Raw genomic sequence first — 20192 nt, 5'->3', positions numbered from 1 at the left:
CCTTGGGGCGGCGGCGGGAACGGGGTGCCGGGAGGCGGAGGGATCTGTTGCTGTCCGGGGGCGGTCCACGGAGAAGCCGGAGGCGCGCCGTAGGGCGGGGGCTGCTCCGCGGCCCAGCCTCGGGGCGTCTCGGGAGTGGGACCGTGACCGTCTGACATATCCCAATCCTGGCATGCTGGGCGGGTCGGTGGTGTCGGGGCGTCGATTCGTGCCACGGATATCGCGCAGGGATGGCCGAAGGACGCTCCGTTACCGCAGACTGAAGATTGCGGTCGCGGGGGCGAGCTTGAAACATCGCCTTAACCGGTGTCATGTCCCACACATGAGCCGACCAAGGGTAACCTTCAGCGATCGTGCTGATATGTCCCAGAATGCGTAGAACGAATGAGGGGCCATGAAAGGTCGCGTGCTGGTCGTCGACGACGATGCCGCTCTCGCCGAGATGCTGGGCATCGTGTTGCGCGGTGAGGGCTTCGAACCATCCTTTGTCAGCGACGGCGACAAGGCGCTGGACGCGTTCCGCGACACGCGCCCTGACCTCGTCCTGCTCGACCTGATGCTGCCCGGCGCCGACGGCATCGACGTCGCGCGCAGGATCAGGGCGGAGTCCGGGGTGCCGATCGTCATGCTCACCGCCAAGAGCGACACGATCGACGTCGTGCTCGGCCTGGAGTCCGGCGCCGACGACTACATCGTCAAGCCGTTCAAGCCGAAGGAACTGGTGGCCCGGGTCCGCGCGCGGCTGCGTCGCACCGACGAGCCGACGCCGGAGATCCTCCAGATCGGCGACATCACCATCGACGTGGCCGGCCACTCGGTCAAGCGCGGCGACGAGACCATCAACCTGACCCCGCTGGAGTTCGACCTGCTGGTCGCCCTGGCCCGCAAGCCGCGCCAGGTCTTCACCCGCGAGGTCCTGCTGGAGCAGGTCTGGGGCTACCGCCACGCCGCCGACACGCGGCTGGTCAACGTGCACGTGCAGCGGCTCCGGGCCAAGATCGAGAAGGACCCCGAGCACCCCGAGATCGTGGTGACGGTTCGCGGCGTCGGCTACAAAGCCGGCCCCGCCTGACCTGCCCTGACGCCCCCGCCATGCCCCCGACGACGACCAGGCGCACGCGCCGCCGGACACTCCGCCAGATCCTCGGCGGAGTCCGCCGGCGGGCCAGGCGTGCGGCGGGCAGGGCGCGGCGGATCTGGCGCCGCTCCCTGCAGCTCCAGGTCGTCACCAGCACGCTCGTCATCTCGGTGATCGTGGTGGTGGTGCTCGGCACGTTCCTGTCGGACCAGATCAACAACTCGGTGATCGAACGCCGCCAGCAGTCGGCCGCCAGCGACGCCTCGGCCGACCGGCTGCGCATCGCCGACGCGCTCAGCCGGCACGAGGACGACCAGTCCAAGCCCGCCGAAGCCGGCAAGACCGTGCCGCCCGACCCGCTCGACGAGGTGATGGACGCCATCATCGGCTCCGGCGGCGACGGCTCGAAGAAGCGCTACGAGGTGCTGATCCTCAACGTCGCCGAGCCCGGCCAGTCACGCGCCTCCGGTAACGTCACGCCCGCCGACGTGCCCCCGGCGCTGCGCCAGAAGCTGCAGCGGCAGGTGGAGAAGTTCATCGACACGCCGCAGCGCTTCACCGACCGCATCCAGTTCGCCGGCGAGACCCAGCCCCGCCAGACGCTCGTCATCGGCGCCGTCATCAGCGCCTACGGCGGCTACGAGGTCTACCACTTCTTCCCGTTCACCGACGAAGAGCAGATGCTGTCCAACGTCCGGCTGGCCATCGTCGTGGTCGGCTTCGGGCTGGTGCTGCTGCTGGCCGCGATCGCGTACCTGGTCACCCGGCAGGTCGTCAGCCCGGTCCGGCTGGCCCGCCAGGCCGCCGAGCGGCTGGCCGCCGGCAAGCTCGACGAGCGGCTCAAGGTGCGCGGCGAGGACGACCTGGCCAGGCTGGCGACCTCGTTCAACGAGATGGCCGCCAACCTGGCGCTCAAGATCCACCAGCTTGAGGAGCTCTCGCAGGTCCAGCGGCAGTTCGTCTCCGACGTCTCGCACGAGCTGCGCACCCCGCTGACCACCGTCCGGATGGCCGCCGACCTGCTGTACGACGCCCGCGAGGACTTCGAGCCGATGGCCTCGCGCTCGGCCGAGCTCATGCAGGCCCAGCTCGAACGCTTCGAGTCGATGCTCGCCGACCTGCTGGAGATCAGCCGCTACGACGCCGGCGCCGCCACCCTCGACCTCGACTCCGTCGACCTGCGCGACGTGGTGCTGCGCGCCATCGCCGACTCCGAGGCGCTCGCCGAACGCCACAGCACCCGCTTCGAGCTGCGGCTGCCCAACGAGCCGTGCATGGCCGAGATCGACAACCGCCGGGTCGAGCGCATCCTGCGCAACCTGCTGTTCAACGCCATCGAGCACGGAGAGGGCCGCGACATCGTCGTCACCGTCGGCGCCGACCGCGACGCGGTGGCCGTCGCCGTGCGCGACCACGGCATCGGGCTGAAGGGCGGCGAGGACACGCTGGTGTTCGACCGCTTCTGGCGGGCCGACCCGTCCCGGGCCAGGACCATCGGCGGCACCGGGCTCGGCCTGGCCATCTCCCGCGAGGACGCCACGCTGCACGGCGGCTGGCTCCAGGCGTGGGGACAGCCGGGCGAGGGCTCGCAGTTCCGGCTCACGCTGCCGCGCCGCGCCGGGATCGACCTCAAGGGCTCCCCGCTGCCGCTCGTGCCGCCCGAGATCGAGATGCGCCGCACCTGGCGGGGCCAGATGACCCCGGTGCTGCTGCCCGCGACCGGCGACGGGGGCGCGCATGGCGAGAGCTAACCGGCTGTGCGCCGCGGCCGCCGCCGCGGTGCTGGCCCTGTCGGGCTGCGCCGTCATCCCCGTGGGCGGGCCGTTCCCCATCGAGGAGGCGGGCAGCGGCGACTCCGTGACCGTGCCCTTCCAGCGCCTGGTCGCCGTCGAGCCCCAGCGCGGCTGGAGCGCCCAGCAGGTCGTCGAGGGCCTCCAGGCCGCCATGGCCGCCTACGCCGACGACCCCGGCATCCTGCCCAAGTACCTGACCGAGGAGGCCAGGCGGGTCTGGAAGGCCGACGGCCCCGTGACGGTGATCGACAACGGCTTCCGCTTCGACGACGTCGTCGAGAACAAGGAGAAGAAGGAGACCATCGTCACGATCCTCGGCACCAAGATCGCCCAGATCAACGAGGACGACACGTACGTGCCCGTCGACCCCGCCGACGACAACAAGGTCAGCCGGGCGATCACCCTGGTCAAGGACCGCAACGGCGACTACCGGGTCAACCTGCTGCCCCAGGGACTCCTGCTCACCGACGCCGACGTGCGGCGCGCGTACCGGCCGACGAACCTCTACTACCTCAACGGCACCGCCGCCGGCACGCACGAGCCCGACCGGCTCGTGGCCGACCGCGTACGGCTGCGCATCAAGGCGACGGAGAGCTTCGCCGAGACCGTCGTCGAACGCGTCATCCAGGGCCCCACCAGCGCGTTGCAGGGCGCGGTCGGCAACGAGTTCCCCGCCGGGGCGCGGGTGCTGTCGATCAGGTCCAGCGAGGACCGCGTGATCATCAACCTGGCCGGCCCGTTCCGGCCCTCCGACACCTTCCGCGAGGGCCTGGAGGCCCAGCTCAGGGCCAGCCTCAGCGTCAACGGCCTGGCCAACGGCCGCAGCCTGGAGATCCAGGTCGAGGGCGAGCCGTTCTTCTCCACCGGGCCGCTCATCGTGCCCGCCAACCTGCCCGAGCGCTGGCTGGCGGTCGAGGACCGGCAGGTCTTCTACACCAGCAAGGGCGCCGTCCACCTGCTCGGCAACGACGGCGAGGGCCGCCCGCTCGCCGGGCCCGCCGGGCAGCCGGGGGAGACCTACTCCGGGTTCGCCGTGTCCAAGGACCGCGACCGCGTCGCCGCCCGCTCCACCGAGGGCGGCATCTGGGTCACCCGGCACGCCGCCGACGGCCGCTGGCAGCAGTCCATCCCCGGCGAGAAGCTGACCGACCCGTCCTGGCACCGCGACGGCTCCCTGTGGACGTACGACCAGCAGAGCGGCAGCGTGCTGCGCTCCTACCCGTCCGTCAGCCGCGGCCCCGAGCACGTCGCCGCCCCCGCACTCCAGGGGCTCGACGTCACCTCGCTGCGGATGTCGCGCGACGGCGTACGGGTCGCCGTGCTCGTCGGCAAGAAGCAGGTCCAGGTCGGCGCGCTGGCCGGCGGCGGCGCGGGCGCGATGCTGAGCAACTTCCAGACGCTCATCTCGGCCGAGGGCGAGGACGAGATCCGCGACATCGCCTGGAGCGACGGCGAGCACCTGCTCGTCCTCGTGCGCACCAAGGCCGGGCAGGTCGTCAAGGAGATCAACGTGGGCGACGGCGAGACCCTCCAGCTCCCCACGACCAGCAAGCCCCTCGAACACCTCGCCGCCCAGGGCGACGTCATCCTGGCCACCACCGAGGACGGCAACGAGATCCTGGAGTACGGGCGCGACAAGCAGACCTGGGCGCCCAAGCCCGCCACCGCCGTCGAGAAGCCGATCTTCGCCCTGGGCTGACCCCGGCCGGGCTGTCGGCGCCGCCCGGCATCATGGCGGCGTGCTCGGTCCTGTGCTCGGTCCTGTGCTCGATCTCGTCCTGCCCCGCCCGTGCCTGGGGTGCGGCGCGGCCGGGGCGCGGCTGTGCGAGGGCTGCCTCGGCCGCCTGGCCGACCCCGCCCGCCGCACGCCCGACCCCGTCCCGGCCGGGCTGCCCGCCTGCTGGTCGGCGGGCCCGTACACGGGGGTGCTGCGCACGGCGCTCGTCGCCTGCAAGGAGCGCGGCGAGGCGTCCCTGGCGGGCGCCCTGGCGGACCTGCTGGCCTTCACCGCTCTCACCGCTCTTACCGCGTCGGGCGACGCGGCCGTCACGGTGGTGCCGGTGCCGAGCGCGCGGTGGGCGGTCAGGTGGAGGGGGCACGACGTGGTCGGGGCGCTCGCCGCGCCCGTCGTGCGGCAGTTGCGCGCTCACGGGGTCGTCGCCACGCTGTGGCCGGGGCTCGGGCAGGTCCGGCGGGTGGCCGACCAGGCGGGCCTGAGCTCCACGGAGCGGGCCGCCAACCTCGCGGCCTCACTGGGTGTCCGGCGCGCCGCCGGGACGCCGCCAGCGGCGCCTGTGCTGCTCGTGGACGACATCGTCACCACCGGGGCCACCCTCGCCGAGGCCGCAAGGGCGCTGCGGGCCGCCGGGCTCCGGGTGCCGCTCGCCGTCACCGTCGGCGCGACACGCCGTTCTACCCGCCCTCACATGGCGACACGCCGAAGAGTTTCGGAATGACTACGATTACCGTCGGTAAAGAAAGATCCAAGTCTGCCGCCTGCCCCGGGGGCCACATGTCCGTAACCCTCCGCGCGAGGTAGGCAGCTCAGGAGCCCGATGTCCCAGACCCGCAAGGGCTGCCGGGAGCCCTAACCGGCCATCCGTCACGCCCGTAACACCGTACGAAAATCACAGAAAGTGATCCTTTGCCCGATCCTCCGGCTGACATTCGCCGCCGATCCGGATAGCGTCTGAACATGGCACCCGTTCGGGTCCGTGGTTGCGCAGAGCCGGGAGTCCCGGCTCTGCTAGCCGATGCCAGCCGCAGGCAAAACGGTCCACGTAAGGCGACTCTTTGTCGACCGATCACGGTGCGGCTTAGGGGTAAGTCCTGCCTCCCCGGGGGTCCAGATGTCCCCCGTCAGGAGAGAAGGGCAGTAGTGGCGACAGAGCTGCGAAATCCTCAGCAGGCGAATGTGGGGTCGAAGACCAGGTCGGCCGGGCGGGTGCCGCCCGAGTTCCCGGTGACGAGTCGGCGGAAGAGGGTAACGGTGACAGAGAGGCAGACAGAAGACCCCGCCCGGCAAGCACGTCGTCGTCGGGCGCTCTTTCTCAGTCGTTAGACCGAAGGGGGGCTGTTGCATGGACATCATCGTCAAGGGCCGGCACACAGGAGTGAGTGAGCGGTTCCGCGACCACGTGACGACCAAGCTGGCCAGGATCGAGCGTCTGGACAACAAACTCATCCGAGTCGATGTGGAGGTGTCGAAGGAGCGCAACCCGCGCCTCGCCGACCAGCGTGAGCGCGTCGAGCTCACCATTCACTCGCGAGGGCCCGCCATCCGCGCCGAGGCCTCCGCCGACGACCGATTCGCCGCCCTCGACCTGGCCATGGACAAGCTGGAAGGCCGCCTCCGGCGCCTCGCCGACCGGCGCAAGGTGCACCACGGCAACCACGCCCAGCCCTCCGTGGCGGAGATCACCGCGACGCTGCCCGACCTGCCCGCCCCACCGCGGCAGCAGCCTGCCGCCCCCGCGCAACCCGAGCCCGAGGAAGACCGGCTGCCCGACGACGAGCAGTACGACGACATCGTCCCCATCGAGATGGACGGCGACGGGCCGCTCATCGTGAGGGAGAAGTTCCACAAGGCGGAACCCATGACCATCGATCAGGCTCTGCTGGAGATGGAGCTGGTCGGCCACGACTTTTACCTGTTCCGTGACAAGGAGAGCGGCCAGCCGTGCGTCGTCTACAACCGGCGCGGCTACAACTACGGCGTGTTGCGGCTCGTAGAACCCTGATCGCGGGCCGAAAGATCTTCTCGACCACCCGAGGACCGCGGGACCCGTGTCATCATGGCGGTCCGACGGCTCTGGCCCCCCGACGAGGAGGAGACGTGAGCGAGCTCAGTCAGGCGCAGGTGAGCGAGCGAAACGCGCGCACAGCGGTCGCGAGGCGGATCAGGGAGGCTTCGTGACGGAGTCCGGCGAGGCCCGCCCCGCAGACGGCGAGCCGATCCGCGTGCTGATCGTGGACGACCACGAGCTGATCCGGCGGAGCCTGGCCCTCGCGCTGGCCGCGGAGCCCGACATCGAGGTGGTCGGCGAAGCGAGCGACGGGCAGGAGGCGGTCGAACTGGCCGACCGTCTCATGCCCGACGTGGCGCTGATGGACGTCCGCATGCCCCGCCAGGACGGCATCGAGGCCACCAAGGGCATCAAGGCCTCGGTGCCGAGCACCCGCATCATCATGCTGACCGTCAGCGACGAGGAGGAGGACCTCTTCGAGGCCATCAAGGCCGGCGCGACGGGCTACCTGCTCAAGGACGTCCAGATCAACGACGTCCCGGCGGCGGTGCGCGGCGTGCACGAAGGACAGTCGTTAATCAACCCGGCGATGGCGGCCAAGCTCATCAGCGAGTTCGCGAACATGAGCCGCAAGGAGACCGAACGGCCGCCCCAGCTCCCGGTGCCCCGGCTGACCGAGCGTGAGATGGAAGTCCTGCGCCTGGTGGCCAAGGGCATGAACAACCGCGAGATCGCCAAGCAGCTGTTCATCTCTGAAAACACCGTGAAGAACCACGTACGCAACATCCTGGACAAACTGCAGCTGCACTCGCGCATGGAAGCCGTCGTCTACGCGGTGCGCGAGCGCATGCTGGAGATCACCTGAGGCATCCGGGCCGCCTCCACCCGGGCGGGAAGTAGGGCCCCAGGCGGGCGCACCCCCTGGCGGCCGGGCACGACACCGGTGGAGGCGGCAGGGCCGCACGCGACCCGGGCTCCTCCACCCGCGCCCCGGCCCGAGGAGTCCCATGCCCGCCTGCCCCCGCCCCGCCGCTTTCCCCAGGTCCGAGGTTTCGGCCTGTGGAGCCGTTGCGCCCGTGCCGGCCCTTTCCGCCCGAGCCGCCGTGGTGGAAGCCGCGGCGGTCGCCCTGGTGGTTCCTGTGGCGGCCGCTCTGGTGGCCCTCACCGGCTGCTCAGCCTCGGCCCCTCCGTCCCCGGTGGGGACCTCGCAGTCGGCGGGGTCGTCCGGTGCCACCGTGCCGGGTGGCGGCCCCGTCCGTTCCCCTGGGGAGGACCGCAGTCTGTCCGGTACGGCCGCGGACGGGACGGAGCCGGCCGCTTGTCGGGACGGGGAGTGCGAGGTCGTGGTGAAGGCTGGGGACGCCCTCGACCTGGACGGGCGGCACGGCGTGGACCGGCTCACCGTCGCGTCCCTGGACGGAGACGGCAACGGACACGGCGACGGAGACGGCAACGGACACGGCGACGGCGACGGCGACGGCGGGGTGCGGATCGAGTTGCGCGGGTCGTCGGGGTCGCTGAGTGTGCGGGGCGCGGGCGTCAGCCTGAGCAGCGTCTGCGACGGCGGCCAGTGCCGCGACGTGGGCGCGCTGACCGTACGGCCGGACGCGCCCGCCAGGATCAACGGCCTGCGGCTGCGCCTGGCGCCCGGACCGCCGACGGCGCGGTTCTCGTGCTGTCGCCGCGCTGACGGCCGCCGTCACGGCAGGACCGGGAAGCGGCCCGAGAGGCCGGAGACGCGCAGCAGCCGCGTCATGAACGGGCGCAGCCCGGTCAGGGTGAGCGTGATGCCACGGGCCTTGGCGCGGCTCTGCGTGCCGATGAGCACGGCGAGCCCGCCGGCGTCGCAGAAGGTCACCTGGGACATGTCGAGGACGAGCACGCCGGTGCTGTGGTCGAGCGCGTTGAACAGGCGCTGACGCAGCGCCGGGCTGGTGAACAGGTCGATCTCACCGGACAGACGCAGAACAGTGGGAGCGGACGAGCCGACGCCGTTGATGGGGGCCGTGGTGATCGGGGTCGTGTTGATCGATGTTGTGTCGAGAAGCTGCATGGTGTCTCCGTTCGGAGATGCGAGATGGGATGAGCTGCCGGGAGCCGGAGAGCGGTTCGTCGCCCGGTCGGGCGATGCGCTCCATCCGGCTCTGAGGACGGCGCGGGCCTTCGTGGTGGCCCCTCAGCGGGCGGGCCGGTGAAACCCTGGTCTGCCGCAGCGAGTGGGACGGTCGTGGCGGCGGCGTGCGCCGAGGTCCGGCGCGGGATGAGAAGTGAGCGTCGGCGTCATGCTCGCCTGCCCTGTCCGGTCCCGCGGGGCGGGACCGATCGCGGTGCTTCGCCGGGGGCGTCGCCGACCTGGGTGCCAACGCGCGAGATGTCCTCGGTGCCTCCAGACTATCCCACGGTTCGGGAACCGGCCATTTCCGGGCGCCGGCGGCCCCGATCAGGCGCCGCCGGTCATCGTCAGCAGCGGGGCGAGCTCCGGGGGGTCGGTGCGCTCGACGCGGACGGCGTCGCAGCCCACCCATTCGGCCGCCGACCACAGGGCGTCGCGCAGCGCGTCGACCCACTTGGCGCTGGTCAGGCCGGGCTCCAGGCTGAGCTGGCGGGCGACCAGGGTGGAACCTTCGCGGGCCGGGTCGACCCGGCCGATCAGGCGGCCCCCGGCCAGCACCGGCATGGTGAAGTAGCCGTGCACCCGCTTGTGCTTGGGCACGTACAGCTCCAGCTGGTAGTTGAAGCCGAAGACGCGCTCGGTGCGGCCCCGGTGCCAGATGAGCGAGTCGAACGGAGACACGAGCGTGGTGCGGTGGCGGCCACGGGTCTCGGACTCCAGGAGGGCGGGGTCGGCCCAGGCGTTGGCGGACCCGGCGGCCTTGGGGGCGGCGGGCCAGCCCGCGACGCGTACGGGGACCAGGCCGGCGGCGCCGCTGCGCAGGGCCTCGTCGAGGATGGCGCTGTGGCGGCCGGTGAGGCGGAGGAAGTCGATCAGGTCGCCGCGGGTCGCGACGCCGAGCGAGCGGCCGGCGACGGCGGTCAGGCGGGTGATGCACTCCTCGTCGGTGAGGTCCTGGTCGAGGAGCTCGGCGGGGACGACGCGCTCGGCGACGTCGTAGACGCGGCGCCAGCCGACCCGGCGGGCGCAGACGAGCTCGCCGATGTCGAGCAGCCACTCCAGGCCGATCTTGGACTCGGACCAGTCCCACCAGGGGCCGCCGTTCTTGGCGCCGCCGACGTCGCTGGTGGTCAGCGGGCCGGAGTCGCGGGCCTGCTGGAGCAGCTTGTCGACGTGGTCGGGCACCTCGTGCCAGCGGAAGCGGCGCTCACGGTAGGCGCGGCGGCGGAACGCGAACAGCGGCCAGTGCTCGATGGGCAGGATGCACGCGGCATGGCACCAGTATTCGAAGCTCTGGGCGGGATTGTGCCAGTAGGCCCGCTCGACGGTCTGCCGGCCGACCGCGCCGAGGCGGGCGTAGGCGACCAGCTCGTGGGAGCGGGCGAGCACCGAGATCGTGTCGAGCTGGATGGCACCGAGCCGCCGCAGCATCGCGTGCGGCCCGCCCCGGCGCGCGTCCGCGCCCACGAAGCCCTGGGCACGCAGGATGAGCCGGCGCGCCTCATCGGGGGTCAAGGCGGTCATCGGGGCGATTCCGTACGGCGAAGCATGCCGGAATGCTAGCGATGGGCACCGACAGAAAGTTCGATGCCCGGTGCGGGGGCGGATCGGCCCGAGGGAGGGGCCTCGGGCGTCAGCGGTGGTCTTCGGCGCGCATGCCCACCCGGGGGGCGTCGATCACGACGTCGGTGAAGATGTCGAACACCAGGGCGAGGATGCCTCCCACCACGAAGAGCCCGACGCCGACCCACACGATCGGCCAGTTGGCGGCGGTGAGACCGAAGCCGCCCACGATGGTGCCCACGAGCATCACCGTCACGGCGAGCCACGAGGACGCGCGGCCGCCGTGGCTGCCGAGGTTCTCCGTGTGCTCCGACTTCTTCCCCTCAACCATGACAAATCCTTCCTTTGCCGGAAATCCCGTTAATCGGTGCGAACCGGCTGTCAACCGGCATACTCTCTGCCTGACCCCCATTCTCCCAGACGTGGTCCGCGCCCTTGTCGTCACGGTGGCTGTGTCTGGTTGCAGAACCGCCTACGATGGCAACCGGGGAAGTTTGTCTCGGCCTCTCCTCCTGGCGGCGCCGCCGGGGTAGACCTGCGAGGAGCTTTACATAAAGTGGCAGCCATTCTCGACAAGATCCTACGTGCCGGCGAGGGCAAGACTCTGCGCAAGCTCAAGCGGATCGCAGACCAGGTCAACTCCATCGAGGACGACTTCACGAGCCTGTCCGACGCGGAGTTGCGCGCGATGACGGACGAGTTCAAGCAGCGCTACGCCGAGGGCGAGTCCCTTGACGATCTGCTTCCCGAAGCGTTCGCGACCGTACGCGAGGCGGCCCGCCGCGTGCTCGGTCAGCGGCACTTCGACGTGCAGATCATGGGCGGCGCTGCCCTGCACATGGGCAACATCTCCGAGATGAAGACGGGTGAGGGCAAGACCCTGACCTGTACTCTGCCCGCCTATCTCAACGCCATCTCCGGCAAAGGCGTGCACGTCATCACGGTCAACGACTACCTGGTCAAGGTCGGCGCCGAGAACATGGGGCGCGTCTACCGCTTCCTCGGCCTAGAGGTCGGCATGATCCTCTCCGGCCAGCAGCCCGACGAGCGCCGCAAGCAGTACCAGGCGGACATCACGTACGGCACCAACAACGAGTTCGGCTTCGACTACCTGCGCGACAACATGGCCTGGTCGCTCGACGAGTGCGTCCAGCGCGGCCACAACTACGCGATCGTCGACGAGGTCGACTCCATCCTCATCGACGAGGCCCGTACGCCGCTGATCATCTCCGGCCCCGGCGAGCAGTCCGGCAAGTGGTACGCCGAGTTCGCCAAGATCGTTCCGCGCCTCCGCAAGGGCGTCGAGGCCAAGAACCCCGGCGAGGAGAGCACCGGCGACTACATCGTCGACGAGAAGAAGCGCACCGTCGGCGTGCTGGAGGACGGCGTCGCCAAGGTCGAGGACTGGCTCGGCATCGACAACCTCTACAAGCCCGAGCACACCCACCTCGTCGGCTTCCTCAACAACGCGCTCAAGGCCAAGGAGCTCTTCAAGAAGGACAAGGACTACATCGTCTCCGACGGCGAGGTCCTGATCGTCGACGAGTTCACCGGCCGCATCCTGCACGGCCGCCGCTACAACGAGGGCATGCACCAGGCCATCGAGGCCAAGGAAGGCGTCAAGGTCAAGGACGAGAACCAGACCCTGGCGACCGTCACCCTGCAGAACTACTTCCGCCTGTACGACAAGCTCGCCGGCATGACGGGCACCGCCGTCACCGAGGCCAACGAGTTCCACCAGACGTACAAGCTCGGCGTGGTGCCCATCCCCACCAACCGGCCGATGATCCGCAAGGACCAGCCGGACGTCGTCTACAAGACCGAGGACGCCAAGTTCAACGCGGTCGTCGACGACATCAAGGAGCGCCACGAGGCCGGCCAGCCCGTCCTCGTCGGCACCACCTCCGTCGAGAAGTCCGAGCGGCTGTCCAAGGCGCTCAAGCGCCGCGGCGTCCCGCACGAGGTCCTCAACGCCAAGAACCACGCGCGTGAGGCCGCGATCGTCGCCGAGGCCGGCCGCAAGGGCGCCGTCACCGTCGCCACCAACATGGCCGGTCGAGGCACCGACATCATGCTCGGCGGCAACCCCGAGTTCCGCGCCGACGCCGAGCTGCGCCAGCGCGGCCTCGACCCGCTCGAGACCCCCGAGGAATACGAGAAGGCCTGGCCCGAGGCGCTGGAGAAGGCCAAGGCCCAGGTCAAGGCCGAGCACGACGAGGTCAGCGCGCTCGGCGGCCTGTACGTGCTCGGCACCGAACGCCACGAGTCGCGCCGCATCGACAACCAGCTCCGCGGCCGCTCCGGACGCCAGGGCGACCCCGGCGAGTCGCGCTTCTACCTGTCGCTCGGCGACGACCTGATGCGCCTGTTCAACTCGGCCCGGGTCGAGATGATCATGACGCGCCTCAACATCCCCGACGACCAGCCGATCGAGTCCGGCATCGTCTCCAAGGCCATCGCCTCCGCCCAGCACCAGGTCGAGCAGCAGAACTTCGAGATCCGCAAGGAAGTTCTCAAGTACGACGAGGTGATGAACCGGCAGCGCAAGGTCATCTACGCCGAGCGCCACCGCGTCCTCGAAGGCGCCGACCTGCACGAGCAGGTCCGCGGCTTCATCGGCGACGTCATCGACGGCTACGTCGCCGGCGCCACCGCCGAGGGCTTCGCCGAGGAGTGGGACCTCGACAAGCTGTGGAAGGCCTTCGCCGGCCTCTACCCGGTCTCGCTCAAGCTCGAGGACCTGGTCGAGGAGGTCGGCTCCCGCGAGGAGCTCACCGCCGACATCATCAGCGAGCGGATCAAGGCCGACGCGCTGGAGGCGTACGCCAGGCGCGAGGAGGAGTGGGGCGCCGAGGCGACCCGCGACCTGGAGCGCCGCGTCATCCTCTCCGTCCTCGACCGCAAGTGGCGCGAGCACCTCTACGAGATGGACTACCTGCGCGAAGGCATCGGCATGCGGGCCTACGCGCAGAAGGACCCGCAGATCGAGTATCAGCGCGAGGGCTTCGAGATGTTCGCTGCGATGCTCGAAGGCATCAAGGAGGACTCGGTCGGGTTCCTGTTCAACCTTGAGGTGGAGGTTCAGGAGAACCCCATCGTCGAGGAGGTCGAGGACCCGATGATGACCGAGACCCGGTCCATCATCGCCCGCGGGCTCCGCGGCCCCGAGCGTCCGGCCGAGCTGGAGTACACGGCGCCGGGCGAGCAGGGTGACGTCGAGCGCACCCGGGTCAGCACCGCCGCCGAGCGCGCCGCCTACGGCAACGTCGAGCGCAACGCGCCGTGCCCGTGCGGGTCCGGCAAGAAGTACAAGCGCTGCCACGGCGACCCGAAGAACGCCGCCTGACCCACGACCCCGAGCAGCCCCCGCCCCTCCCGGGCGGGGGCTGCTCCGCGTCCGGGCCCGCCCCAAAGGCCCGACGCCACCCCGCCCCCGCCCCCGCCCCGGCCGCCCGGCCCCACGGACTCCAAGGCCCCCAGGTGTCCGGGCGGCCGGGCGTCAGGGCCCCGGGTGACCGGCCCTGGGCGTCCAGGGTCCCGGCCTCTGGGGTCCGGGTGTTGAGCGTTCGGGCCCCCGAGCGCCCGGGCCCGTGTTCGGGCTCCCGAGCGTCCGGTCCCCGAGCGTCCAGGCCGCGTGTCCCGGCCCCGGGGGCGGGTTCCGGGCGGTGAGGCTCCCTGGGGTCGGGGTTCCCACGGGCGGACCCCGCGGTGGCTCCCCTTCGGGCGCCACCTGCGGGCCGGGCCCTGCAGGTCGGATCCTGTGGGCCGGATCCTGCGGGCCGGGCCCTGTGGGGCGGATCCTGTGGGCCGGGCCCTGCGGGCGCTCCCCCGTGGGCCGGGCCCGGAGGGGGAGCGCCTGGCTCTCGTGCGGAGAGGCGGGGCGCGCGGCAGGGGGTGGCTCAGAAGCGGTGCGGTCGCAGGCTGCCCCGGGGCGCCGGGTGGGGTCAGGCGGTTTCGAAGTCGGTGCAGAGCCATTGGACGCCGCGACGTTCCAGGCGGAGGGCGAGGACGCGGGCGCGGTCGCCGCAGTGGACGAGCAGGCACATCTCGATGGCCCCGTCCCGGGGCTCCTTGACGTGGGGGACGCCGACGAACGGCGGCCGGGGGGAGTCGATCATGCGGCCGGCCCGGACCAGTTCGCGGTAGGCGCGGTCGGTGAGGCGGTCGATGAGGGTCTCGGGCGGCCGGCGGCCGGCGAGGACCTCGGCGAGGGCCTGGCCGAGCTGCCGGAGCCGCCGCTCGTCGGGCAGGGCGCCGGGGGCGCCCCAGACCAGGGTGGTGAGGGCGAGCGATCCGTGGGTGTCGTGCGAGGGCATGGGTCCTCCATCAAGGGGGGCGACAGATCGGTACTAGGAGGTTTCGGCGCGGCCGGCAGATACATCGGCCGCCAACTTGTTCGGCGCGTGTCCGGGTATGGGGCGGCGGGCGTAGAAGGTCGCGGGAAGCTGGAGCGGTGCCGCAGCCTTTTCGGGTCAGGCCGGGGGCCGGTCGGGGGTGTCCTCAACTTCGCGGCCGGGGGTGGGGAGCGACAGGGCGCGGATGAGGAAGGTGAACAGCGCGTAGTAGACGACGGCGTAGGCGAGCCCGGCCAGGATGATCAGGTCGATCCGGTGCGTGTTGGACTTGCTGGCGTTGAGGAGCAGGTCGATGGCGCCGCCGGAGAAGGTGAAGCCGAGGCGGGCGCCGAGCTCGGCCATGAGGGCCATCGACAGGCCGGTGAGCACGGCGTGCACGGCGAACAGGGCGGGCGCGACGAAGATGAACGCGAATTCCAGGGGTTCGGTGATGCCGGTGATGAACGAGGTGAGCCCGGCGGAGAGCATGATGCCGCCGACGGCCGCGCGGCGGTGGGGGAGGGCGGCGCGCCACATGGCGACGGCGGCGCCGAGCAGGCCGAACATCATGATGGGGAAGAAGCCGGTCATGAAGATGCCGGCGCCCTGCTCCCCGGCGAAGTAGCAGTTCAGGTCGCCTGCCGCGTCGCGGGTGGCGCCGTGCTGGCCGGCGCGGCATTCGGGGAGCGTGAACCAGACGATGGTGTTGAGCACGTGGTGCAGGCCGAAGGGGATGAGCAGCCGGTTGGCGAGGCCGTAGATGCCGGCTCCGGCGGTGCCGTGGGCGGAGAGCCAGTCGCCGGCGACGGCCAGCCAGTCGGCGACGGGCCGCCACAGGATGCCGAGGACGACGCCGAGCAGGAGGGCGGCGACGGCGGTGATGATGGGGACGAACCGGCGCCCGCCGAAGAAGGCCAGCCAGGAGGGGAGCTTGATGCGGTAGAACCGCTCCCACAGGAGGGCGGCGGCCAGGCCGATGAGGATGCCGCCGAGGACGCCGGTGGGGTTGGCGGCGGCCAGGTCGAGGGCGGGGGCGGTGGCGCCGTCGCGCACGGTGGTGATCATGACCCGGTCGTAGACGGCGCCGCTGCCCGCTTCGAAGAACAGGGTCTTGGTGACGCGGTCGAAGACGAGGTAGCCGACGAGGGCGGCCAGGGCGGTGGAGCCGTCGGCCTTGCGGGCGAAGCCGATCGCGACGCCGATGGCGAACAGCAGCGGCAGGTTGTCGAAGAGCGCGCCGCCGGCCGCGGCGAGCACGTTCGCGACGGGGAGCAGCCAGGGCCAGGTGCCGCCGAGCCCGTCCTTGCCGAGCAGGTCGTCCTGGCCGAAGCGGAACAGCAGGCCGGCGGCGGGCAGGACGGCGATGGGCATCATGAGCGAGCGGCCGACGCGTTGCAGCACCGCGAACGCCGAGCCGCCCTTGCTGGTCATGCATCCCCCCGCACGTCACGGGGGTCGGTCGGTTCCTACCACGCGGGAGGGCGGGGAAAACGGAGCCAGGGGGCGCGCGGAGAACGGGCCGGGTGCGCGGGGAAACGGAGTCAGGGGGCGCGGGGAGAACGGCGCTAGGGGGCGCGGGGCTCGCCGGAGTCGACGTCGGGTTCCGGCTCGCGGCCGGGGGTCATGATGTCGAGTTTGCGGATGAGGAAGCTGAACACGACGTAGTAGACGACGCCGTAGACGACGCCGAGCAGGAGGATGCCGGGCACGTTCTGGGTGTTGGACTTGCTGGCGTTGAGCAGCATGTCGAGCAGCCCCGCGGAGAAGCCGAAGCCGAGCTGCCCGCCGATGAGCGTGGTGAGGGCCATGGCGAGGCCGGTGAGCACGGCGTGCACGACGAGCAGCACGGGGGCGACGAAGATGAACGCGAACTCGATGGGCTCGGTGATGCCGGTGACGAACGAGGCGAGGGCGGCGGTCAGCATGATGCCGCCCACGGCCGTGCGCCGGTGCGCCGGAGCGGCCCGCCACATGGCGAGCGCGGCGGCGGGCAGCGCGAACATCATGACGGGGAAGAACCCGGCCATGAACTCCCCGGCGGTGGGGTCGCCGGCGAAGTAGCAGTTCCAGTCGCCGCCGAGGGCGCGCCCGCCGACGTCGCACTGGGGCACCACGTGCCAGACGATGGAGTTGGCGAAGTGGTGCAGCCCGAGCGGGATGAGCAGCCGGTTGATCAGCCCGTAGATGCCGGTGCCGAGCGGCCCGAGCGTGGTGAGCGCCTCGCCGGCGTGGCCGATCCACTCGCCGAGTATGGGCCACACCCAGCCGATGACCACGCCGAGCACCAGCGCGGCCAGCGTGGTGATGATCGGGACGAAGCGCCGCCCGCCGAAGAAGGCGAGCCAGGAGGGCAGCTTGATCCGGTGGAAGCGCTGCCACAGCAGGGCGGTGACCAGGCCCATGAGGATGCCGCCGAGCACCTTGGTGGGGTTCTGCAGGCCGAAGTTGATGACCTCGGCGACGCCCTGGTCCTGGGCCTCCCGGATGATCACGGTGTCGCGGATGCCGGAGCCGGCGAACATCACCTTGGTGACCCGGTCGAAGACCAGGTAGCCGACGACGGCGGCCAGGCCGGTGGTGCCGTCGGCCTTGCGGGCGAAGCCGATGGCCACGCCGACGGCGAAGAGCATCGGCAGGTTCTCCAGCAGGGCGTCGCCGGCGGCCTCCATGACGAGGGCGACGTCGTTCATCCAGGCGAACCCGGCGACGTCGGCCAGGCCGCCGGGTTCGGCCCCGTTGGAGCCCAGCATGTCGGACTGGCCGAAGCGGACCATCAGCGCGGCCACGGGGAGGGCGGCGATGGGCAGCATGAGCGAACGGCCCATCCGCTGGAGCACGTTCATCACGCGTGCTAACGGCGAAGGCCGGGCGGCGGTGGTCTCGTTCACCGGGCGTCCCTCCGGGTCGGGCCCTCAACCCCGTCTTGCGGGCATTTCCAGAATGGTGCGGAGCTGGTAGCGGTCGGCGCGGTAGGTGGAGACGCCGAGCTCGGCGCAGACGCCGCCGGAGAACGAGCGCCGTTGCAGCAGCAGGACGGCGCCGCCGCGGGCCAGCTTGAGCAGGTCGGCGTCGCTCGGGTCGGCGATGCCGCCGTCGATGGTGAGCTCGCCGGCGTCCATGACGAGGCCGTAGCGGCTCTCCAGCAGCTCGTAGAGCGAGCGGCCGGACAGGTCGTGCTCGGCGAGGTCGGGGGCGAGCTTGACCGGGATGTGCGCCCGTTCGATGGACAGCGGCTCGCCGTCGGCGGTGCGCAGCCGTTCGATGAAGTGGACCTCCTCGCCCGGCTGGATGCCGAGCTCCTTGGCCAGGTGGGCGCTGGCGCGCACGACGCGCCGGTCGAGGTCGCGCGAGCCGGGCACCATGCCGCGGGCGCGCATGTCCTCGGTGAAGGAGGTGAGCTGGAGCGCCAGCTCGATCTTGGGCCGGGCGACGAACGTGCCCTTGCCCGGCACCCGGTGCAGGCGCCCTTCGGACACGAGATGGTCGACGGCCTGCCGCACGGTCATGCGGGACAGGCCGAACCGCTGGCAGAGCTCGCGCTCGGACGGGATCGCGGCGCCGATGCTGAGCTCGTCGCTGTCGATGAGGTCGAGCAGGATCTCGCGCAGCTGGAAGTACTTGGGCACCGGGCTGTCCGGATCGATGTGTGCCACGGATCCTCCCCTCGATCTGACCTGGGTCATGGGCTATGGTTCGTACTGGTCTAGTCCGGACTAGACCACCACATGACGCAAAACAGGGTCAAGTCCGAACGGTAACAGTTGAGGGATGAACACGAGATGACCACCAAGATGCGCAGCGAGATCGCCGAGCAGCCCGAGGCGCTGCGGGCCACGCTCGACTCCCTGCTCCCCAGGGTCGGCGAGGTGAAGGCGCTGGGCGAGCAGACCCGCCAGCTGCTGTTCATCGCGCGTGGCACCTCCGACAACGCCGCCGTCTACGGCCGCTACCTGGTCGAGTCGCACGCCGGCAGGCTGTCCGCGCTCGCGGCGCCGTCGATCGCGACGACGTACAAGCGCAAGCTCGACCTCGACGGCGTGCTGGCCGTCGCGATCTCCCAGTCGGGGCGCACCGAGGAGATCGTCGAGACGCTGGCCTGGGCGAAGGACTGCGGCGCCCGTACCGTCGGGGTCACGAACGGCGGCGAGGACAGCCCGCTGGCGCAGGTGGCCGACCTGGCGCTGTGCACGCTCGCGGGCGAGGAGAAGGCCGTTCCGGCGACCAAGACCTACACCACGCAGCTCGCCGCGCTGGCCGTGCTGGCGCTGGGCCTGGGCGCCGAGGTGGACGCCGACGAACTGCGGCGGGTGCCGGAGGCGGTGGAGAAGCTGATCTCCGAGCCGGGCGACCTGGACGCGGTCGTGGAGGGGCTGGCGGACAAGCCGGGCGTGGTGGTGTCGGGGCGCGGGATGGCGTTCTCGACGGCGCTGGAGACCGCGCTCAAGCTCAAGGAGGCCTGCTACCTGCACGCGATGGGCCTGTCGTACGCGGACCTGCTGCACGGGCCGATCGCGGTGGTCGACGCCGACACCCCGGCGCTGCTGGTGGCGGCGGAGAACAGCCCGACGCTGCAGGGCACGGTGGCGCTGGCCGAGCGTGTCGTGGCGGCGGGCGCGGCGGCGTTCACGATCGGCGGCGGCGAGGGCCTGGCGCGGGCGGGCACGGCCGCCCTGAACGGCCCCGACCTGCCGGAGTGGCTGGCGCCGATGGGTCTCATCGTTCCCGGGCAGCTGCTGACCGAGGCGCTGGCCAGGCGGCTGGGCATCGACCCCGACGCGCCGCGCGGGCTCAACAAGGTGACCCAGACGGACTGATCACGCAGCGTCGTTTAGCCTGGTCGCAGAGTCATGACGAGGAGGACCGGATGGCGGCGGACGTGAACGCGATCATCGCCGGTCTAGGCGGTGCCGACAACATCATCGAGATCGAGCCCTGCATCACCCGGCTGCGCACGGAGGTCGCCGACGCCACGAAGGTGGACCAGGCCGCGCTCCGGGCGGCCGGCGTCCACGGTGTCATGGCCGCCGGCAACGTGGTGCAGGTCGTCGTAGGGCCGGAGGCCGACACCATCGCCAGCGACATCGAGGACATCATCGGCTAAGAGGGCGAGACCATGACGACTGTTCTCGCCCCGGTCGAGGGGGCGGCTGTGGGACTGGCGGCGGTGCCGGACCCCGTCTTCTCGGCAGGCATGGTGGGGCCGGGAACGGCGATCGACCCGTTGCGGGGCCCGGGGAAGGCTGTTGCCCCCATAGCTGGGAAAATCATGAAACTGCACCCGCATGCGTACGTCATCGTAGGAGATGACGGCAAAGGCGTGCTGGTGCATCTGGGCATCGACACGGTGCAGCTCAAGGGAAAGGGATTCCAGTTGCTGGCCGCCGAAGGCGACAGGGTGAGCGCCGGGCAGCCCGTGGTGTCCTGGGATCCGGCCGCCATCGAGGCGGGCGGGCGTTCGCCCGTCTGCCCGGTGGTGGCTCTCGACGCGGTCGCCGGAGCGGTGACGGACGTGGCACGGGGCGCCGTGCACGCGGGCGACGAGCTTTTTCGATGGACGTAGCAAGA

Annotated in this window: 17 protein-coding genes; 10 read left to right on the top strand and 7 right to left on the bottom strand. The window is 71.0% G+C overall.

The window, feature by feature from the left end; translation table 11 throughout:
• Positions 1-394: 394 nt before the first annotated feature.
• The 6 genes from mtrA to AB0J53_RS17240 all read left to right on the top strand — a co-directional run bounded on the left by mtrA (position 395) and on the right by AB0J53_RS17240 (position 7482).
• Positions 395-1072, top strand: a complete 678-nt coding sequence (gene mtrA / locus AB0J53_RS17265; RefSeq protein WP_090763607.1) for an MtrAB system response regulator MtrA — start codon at positions 395-397, stop codon at positions 1070-1072.
• Positions 1073-1092: 20 nt separating this feature from the next.
• A complete protein-coding gene (mtrB, locus tag AB0J53_RS17260) occupies positions 1093-2829 on the top strand; it encodes an MtrAB system histidine kinase MtrB (RefSeq protein WP_219499615.1) in 1737 nt (578 codons plus the stop codon).
• Positions 2816-4570, top strand: a complete 1755-nt coding sequence (locus AB0J53_RS17255; RefSeq protein ID WP_219499613.1) for an LpqB family beta-propeller domain-containing protein — start codon at positions 2816-2818, stop codon at positions 4568-4570. The genes mtrB and AB0J53_RS17255 overlap by 14 nt, the downstream gene beginning before the upstream one ends.
• Positions 4571-4634: 64 nt before the next feature.
• Entirely contained in the window at positions 4635-5327 is a 693-nt protein-coding gene (locus AB0J53_RS17250; protein ID WP_364173027.1) for a phosphoribosyltransferase family protein, read from the top strand.
• Between the two features lie 624 nt (positions 5328-5951).
• Complete coding sequence (raiA, locus tag AB0J53_RS17245; protein ID WP_219499608.1) at positions 5952-6611, top strand: ribosome-associated translation inhibitor RaiA; 660 nt, start codon at positions 5952-5954, stop codon at positions 6609-6611.
• A 172-nt stretch (positions 6612-6783) separates the two neighbouring features.
• Positions 6784-7482, top strand: coding sequence for a response regulator transcription factor (locus AB0J53_RS17240; RefSeq protein WP_219499605.1), 699 nt, complete (start codon positions 6784-6786; stop codon positions 7480-7482).
• 834 nt (positions 7483-8316) lie between these two features.
• Here the strand turns inward: AB0J53_RS17240 and AB0J53_RS17235 are convergent.
• From AB0J53_RS17235 to AB0J53_RS17225, 3 genes are all read right to left on the bottom strand, one after another.
• The gene (locus tag AB0J53_RS17235) at positions 8317-8670 is read right to left on the bottom strand and encodes an STAS domain-containing protein (protein ID WP_364173022.1); all 354 of its coding nucleotides are present in this window, start codon (positions 8668-8670) and stop codon (positions 8317-8319) included.
• A 387-nt stretch (positions 8671-9057) separates the two neighbouring features.
• Positions 9058-10254, bottom strand: a complete 1197-nt coding sequence (locus AB0J53_RS17230; protein ID WP_364173019.1) for a crosslink repair DNA glycosylase YcaQ family protein — start codon at positions 10252-10254, stop codon at positions 9058-9060.
• Positions 10255-10363: 109 nt separating this feature from the next.
• Complete coding sequence (locus AB0J53_RS17225) at positions 10364-10624, bottom strand: HGxxPAAW family protein (protein ID WP_219499584.1); 261 nt, start codon at positions 10622-10624, stop codon at positions 10364-10366.
• 225 nt (positions 10625-10849) lie between these two features.
• Here AB0J53_RS17225 and secA point away from each other — a divergent pair, with 225 nt between their 5' ends.
• Positions 10850-13639 (top strand): preprotein translocase subunit SecA, encoded by a 2790-nt coding sequence (gene secA, locus AB0J53_RS17220; RefSeq protein WP_364173015.1) that lies wholly within the window; start codon positions 10850-10852, stop codon positions 13637-13639.
• A gap of 598 nt (positions 13640-14237) precedes the next feature.
• Here the strand turns inward: secA and AB0J53_RS17215 are convergent.
• The 4 genes from AB0J53_RS17215 to AB0J53_RS17200 form a co-directional block, all read right to left on the bottom strand.
• Complete coding sequence (locus AB0J53_RS17215; protein WP_219499580.1) at positions 14238-14609, bottom strand: Rv3235 family protein; 372 nt, start codon at positions 14607-14609, stop codon at positions 14238-14240.
• Positions 14610-14765: 156 nt separating this feature from the next.
• Positions 14766-16058 carry a PTS transporter subunit EIIC gene (locus AB0J53_RS17210; protein WP_364173012.1) on the bottom strand — a complete coding sequence of 431 codons (1293 nt, stop codon included), beginning with the start codon at positions 16056-16058 and terminating at the stop codon, positions 14766-14768.
• Between the two features lie 134 nt (positions 16059-16192).
• The gene (locus AB0J53_RS17205; RefSeq protein ID WP_219499946.1) at positions 16193-17470 is read right to left on the bottom strand and encodes a PTS transporter subunit EIIC; all 1278 of its coding nucleotides are present in this window, start codon (positions 17468-17470) and stop codon (positions 16193-16195) included.
• 69 nt (positions 17471-17539) lie between these two features.
• Complete coding sequence (locus tag AB0J53_RS17200; RefSeq protein WP_308125580.1) at positions 17540-18280, bottom strand: GntR family transcriptional regulator; 741 nt, start codon at positions 18278-18280, stop codon at positions 17540-17542.
• A 126-nt stretch (positions 18281-18406) separates the two neighbouring features.
• On the opposite strand from AB0J53_RS17200, the gene AB0J53_RS17195 reads away from it, so the two are divergent.
• Genes AB0J53_RS17195 through AB0J53_RS17185 form a run of 3 tightly spaced genes read left to right on the top strand, consistent with a single transcriptional unit; the run spans position 18407 to position 20187 of the window.
• Complete coding sequence (locus AB0J53_RS17195; RefSeq protein ID WP_364173003.1) at positions 18407-19441, top strand: SIS domain-containing protein; 1035 nt, start codon at positions 18407-18409, stop codon at positions 19439-19441.
• 50 nt (positions 19442-19491) lie between these two features.
• Entirely contained in the window at positions 19492-19728 is a 237-nt protein-coding gene (locus tag AB0J53_RS17190) for a PTS glucose/sucrose transporter subunit IIB (RefSeq protein WP_049564709.1), read from the top strand.
• 12 nt (positions 19729-19740) lie between these two features.
• On the top strand, positions 19741-20187 hold the full coding sequence (locus tag AB0J53_RS17185; RefSeq protein WP_049564710.1) for a PTS glucose transporter subunit IIA: 447 nt from the start codon (positions 19741-19743) through the stop codon (positions 20185-20187).
• Positions 20188-20192: the final 5 nt, after the last annotated feature.

Source organism: Nonomuraea sp. NPDC049725, assembly GCF_040674795.1.
Taxonomy (GTDB): domain Bacteria; phylum Actinomycetota; class Actinomycetes; order Streptosporangiales; family Streptosporangiaceae; genus Nonomuraea; species Nonomuraea ceibae.
The sequence above is the reverse complement of the archived record's forward strand: the minus strand, read 5'-3'. Positions and strand labels throughout refer to the sequence as shown.

Excerpts from the sequence above, each read along its gene's own strand:
- AB0J53_RS17225 (WP_219499584.1), bottom strand. The coding sequence starts at position 10,624 with ATGGTTGAGGGGAAGAAGTCGGAGCACACGGAGAACCTCGGCAGCCAC.
- AB0J53_RS17255 (WP_219499613.1), top strand. The coding sequence starts at position 2,816 with ATGGCGAGAGCTAACCGGCTGTGCGCCGCGGCCGCCGCCGCGGTGCTG.
- raiA (WP_219499608.1), top strand. The coding sequence starts at position 5,952 with ATGGACATCATCGTCAAGGGCCGGCACACAGGAGTGAGTGAGCGGTTC.
- AB0J53_RS17235 (WP_364173022.1), bottom strand. The coding sequence starts at position 8,670 with ATGCAGCTTCTCGACACAACATCGATCAACACGACCCCGATCACCACG.
- AB0J53_RS17190 (WP_049564709.1), top strand. The coding sequence starts at position 19,492 with ATGGCGGCGGACGTGAACGCGATCATCGCCGGTCTAGGCGGTGCCGAC.
- AB0J53_RS17215 (WP_219499580.1), bottom strand. The coding sequence starts at position 14,609 with ATGCCCTCGCACGACACCCACGGATCGCTCGCCCTCACCACCCTGGTC.
- AB0J53_RS17205 (WP_219499946.1), bottom strand. The coding sequence starts at position 17,470 with ATGAACGTGCTCCAGCGGATGGGCCGTTCGCTCATGCTGCCCATCGCC.
- AB0J53_RS17195 (WP_364173003.1), top strand. The coding sequence starts at position 18,407 with ATGACCACCAAGATGCGCAGCGAGATCGCCGAGCAGCCCGAGGCGCTG.
- mtrB (WP_219499615.1), top strand. The coding sequence starts at position 1,093 with ATGCCCCCGACGACGACCAGGCGCACGCGCCGCCGGACACTCCGCCAG.
- AB0J53_RS17185 (WP_049564710.1), top strand. The coding sequence starts at position 19,741 with ATGACGACTGTTCTCGCCCCGGTCGAGGGGGCGGCTGTGGGACTGGCG.
- mtrA (WP_090763607.1), top strand. The coding sequence starts at position 395 with ATGAAAGGTCGCGTGCTGGTCGTCGACGACGATGCCGCTCTCGCCGAG.
- AB0J53_RS17230 (WP_364173019.1), bottom strand. The coding sequence starts at position 10,254 with ATGACCGCCTTGACCCCCGATGAGGCGCGCCGGCTCATCCTGCGTGCC.
- AB0J53_RS17210 (WP_364173012.1), bottom strand. The coding sequence starts at position 16,058 with ATGACCAGCAAGGGCGGCTCGGCGTTCGCGGTGCTGCAACGCGTCGGC.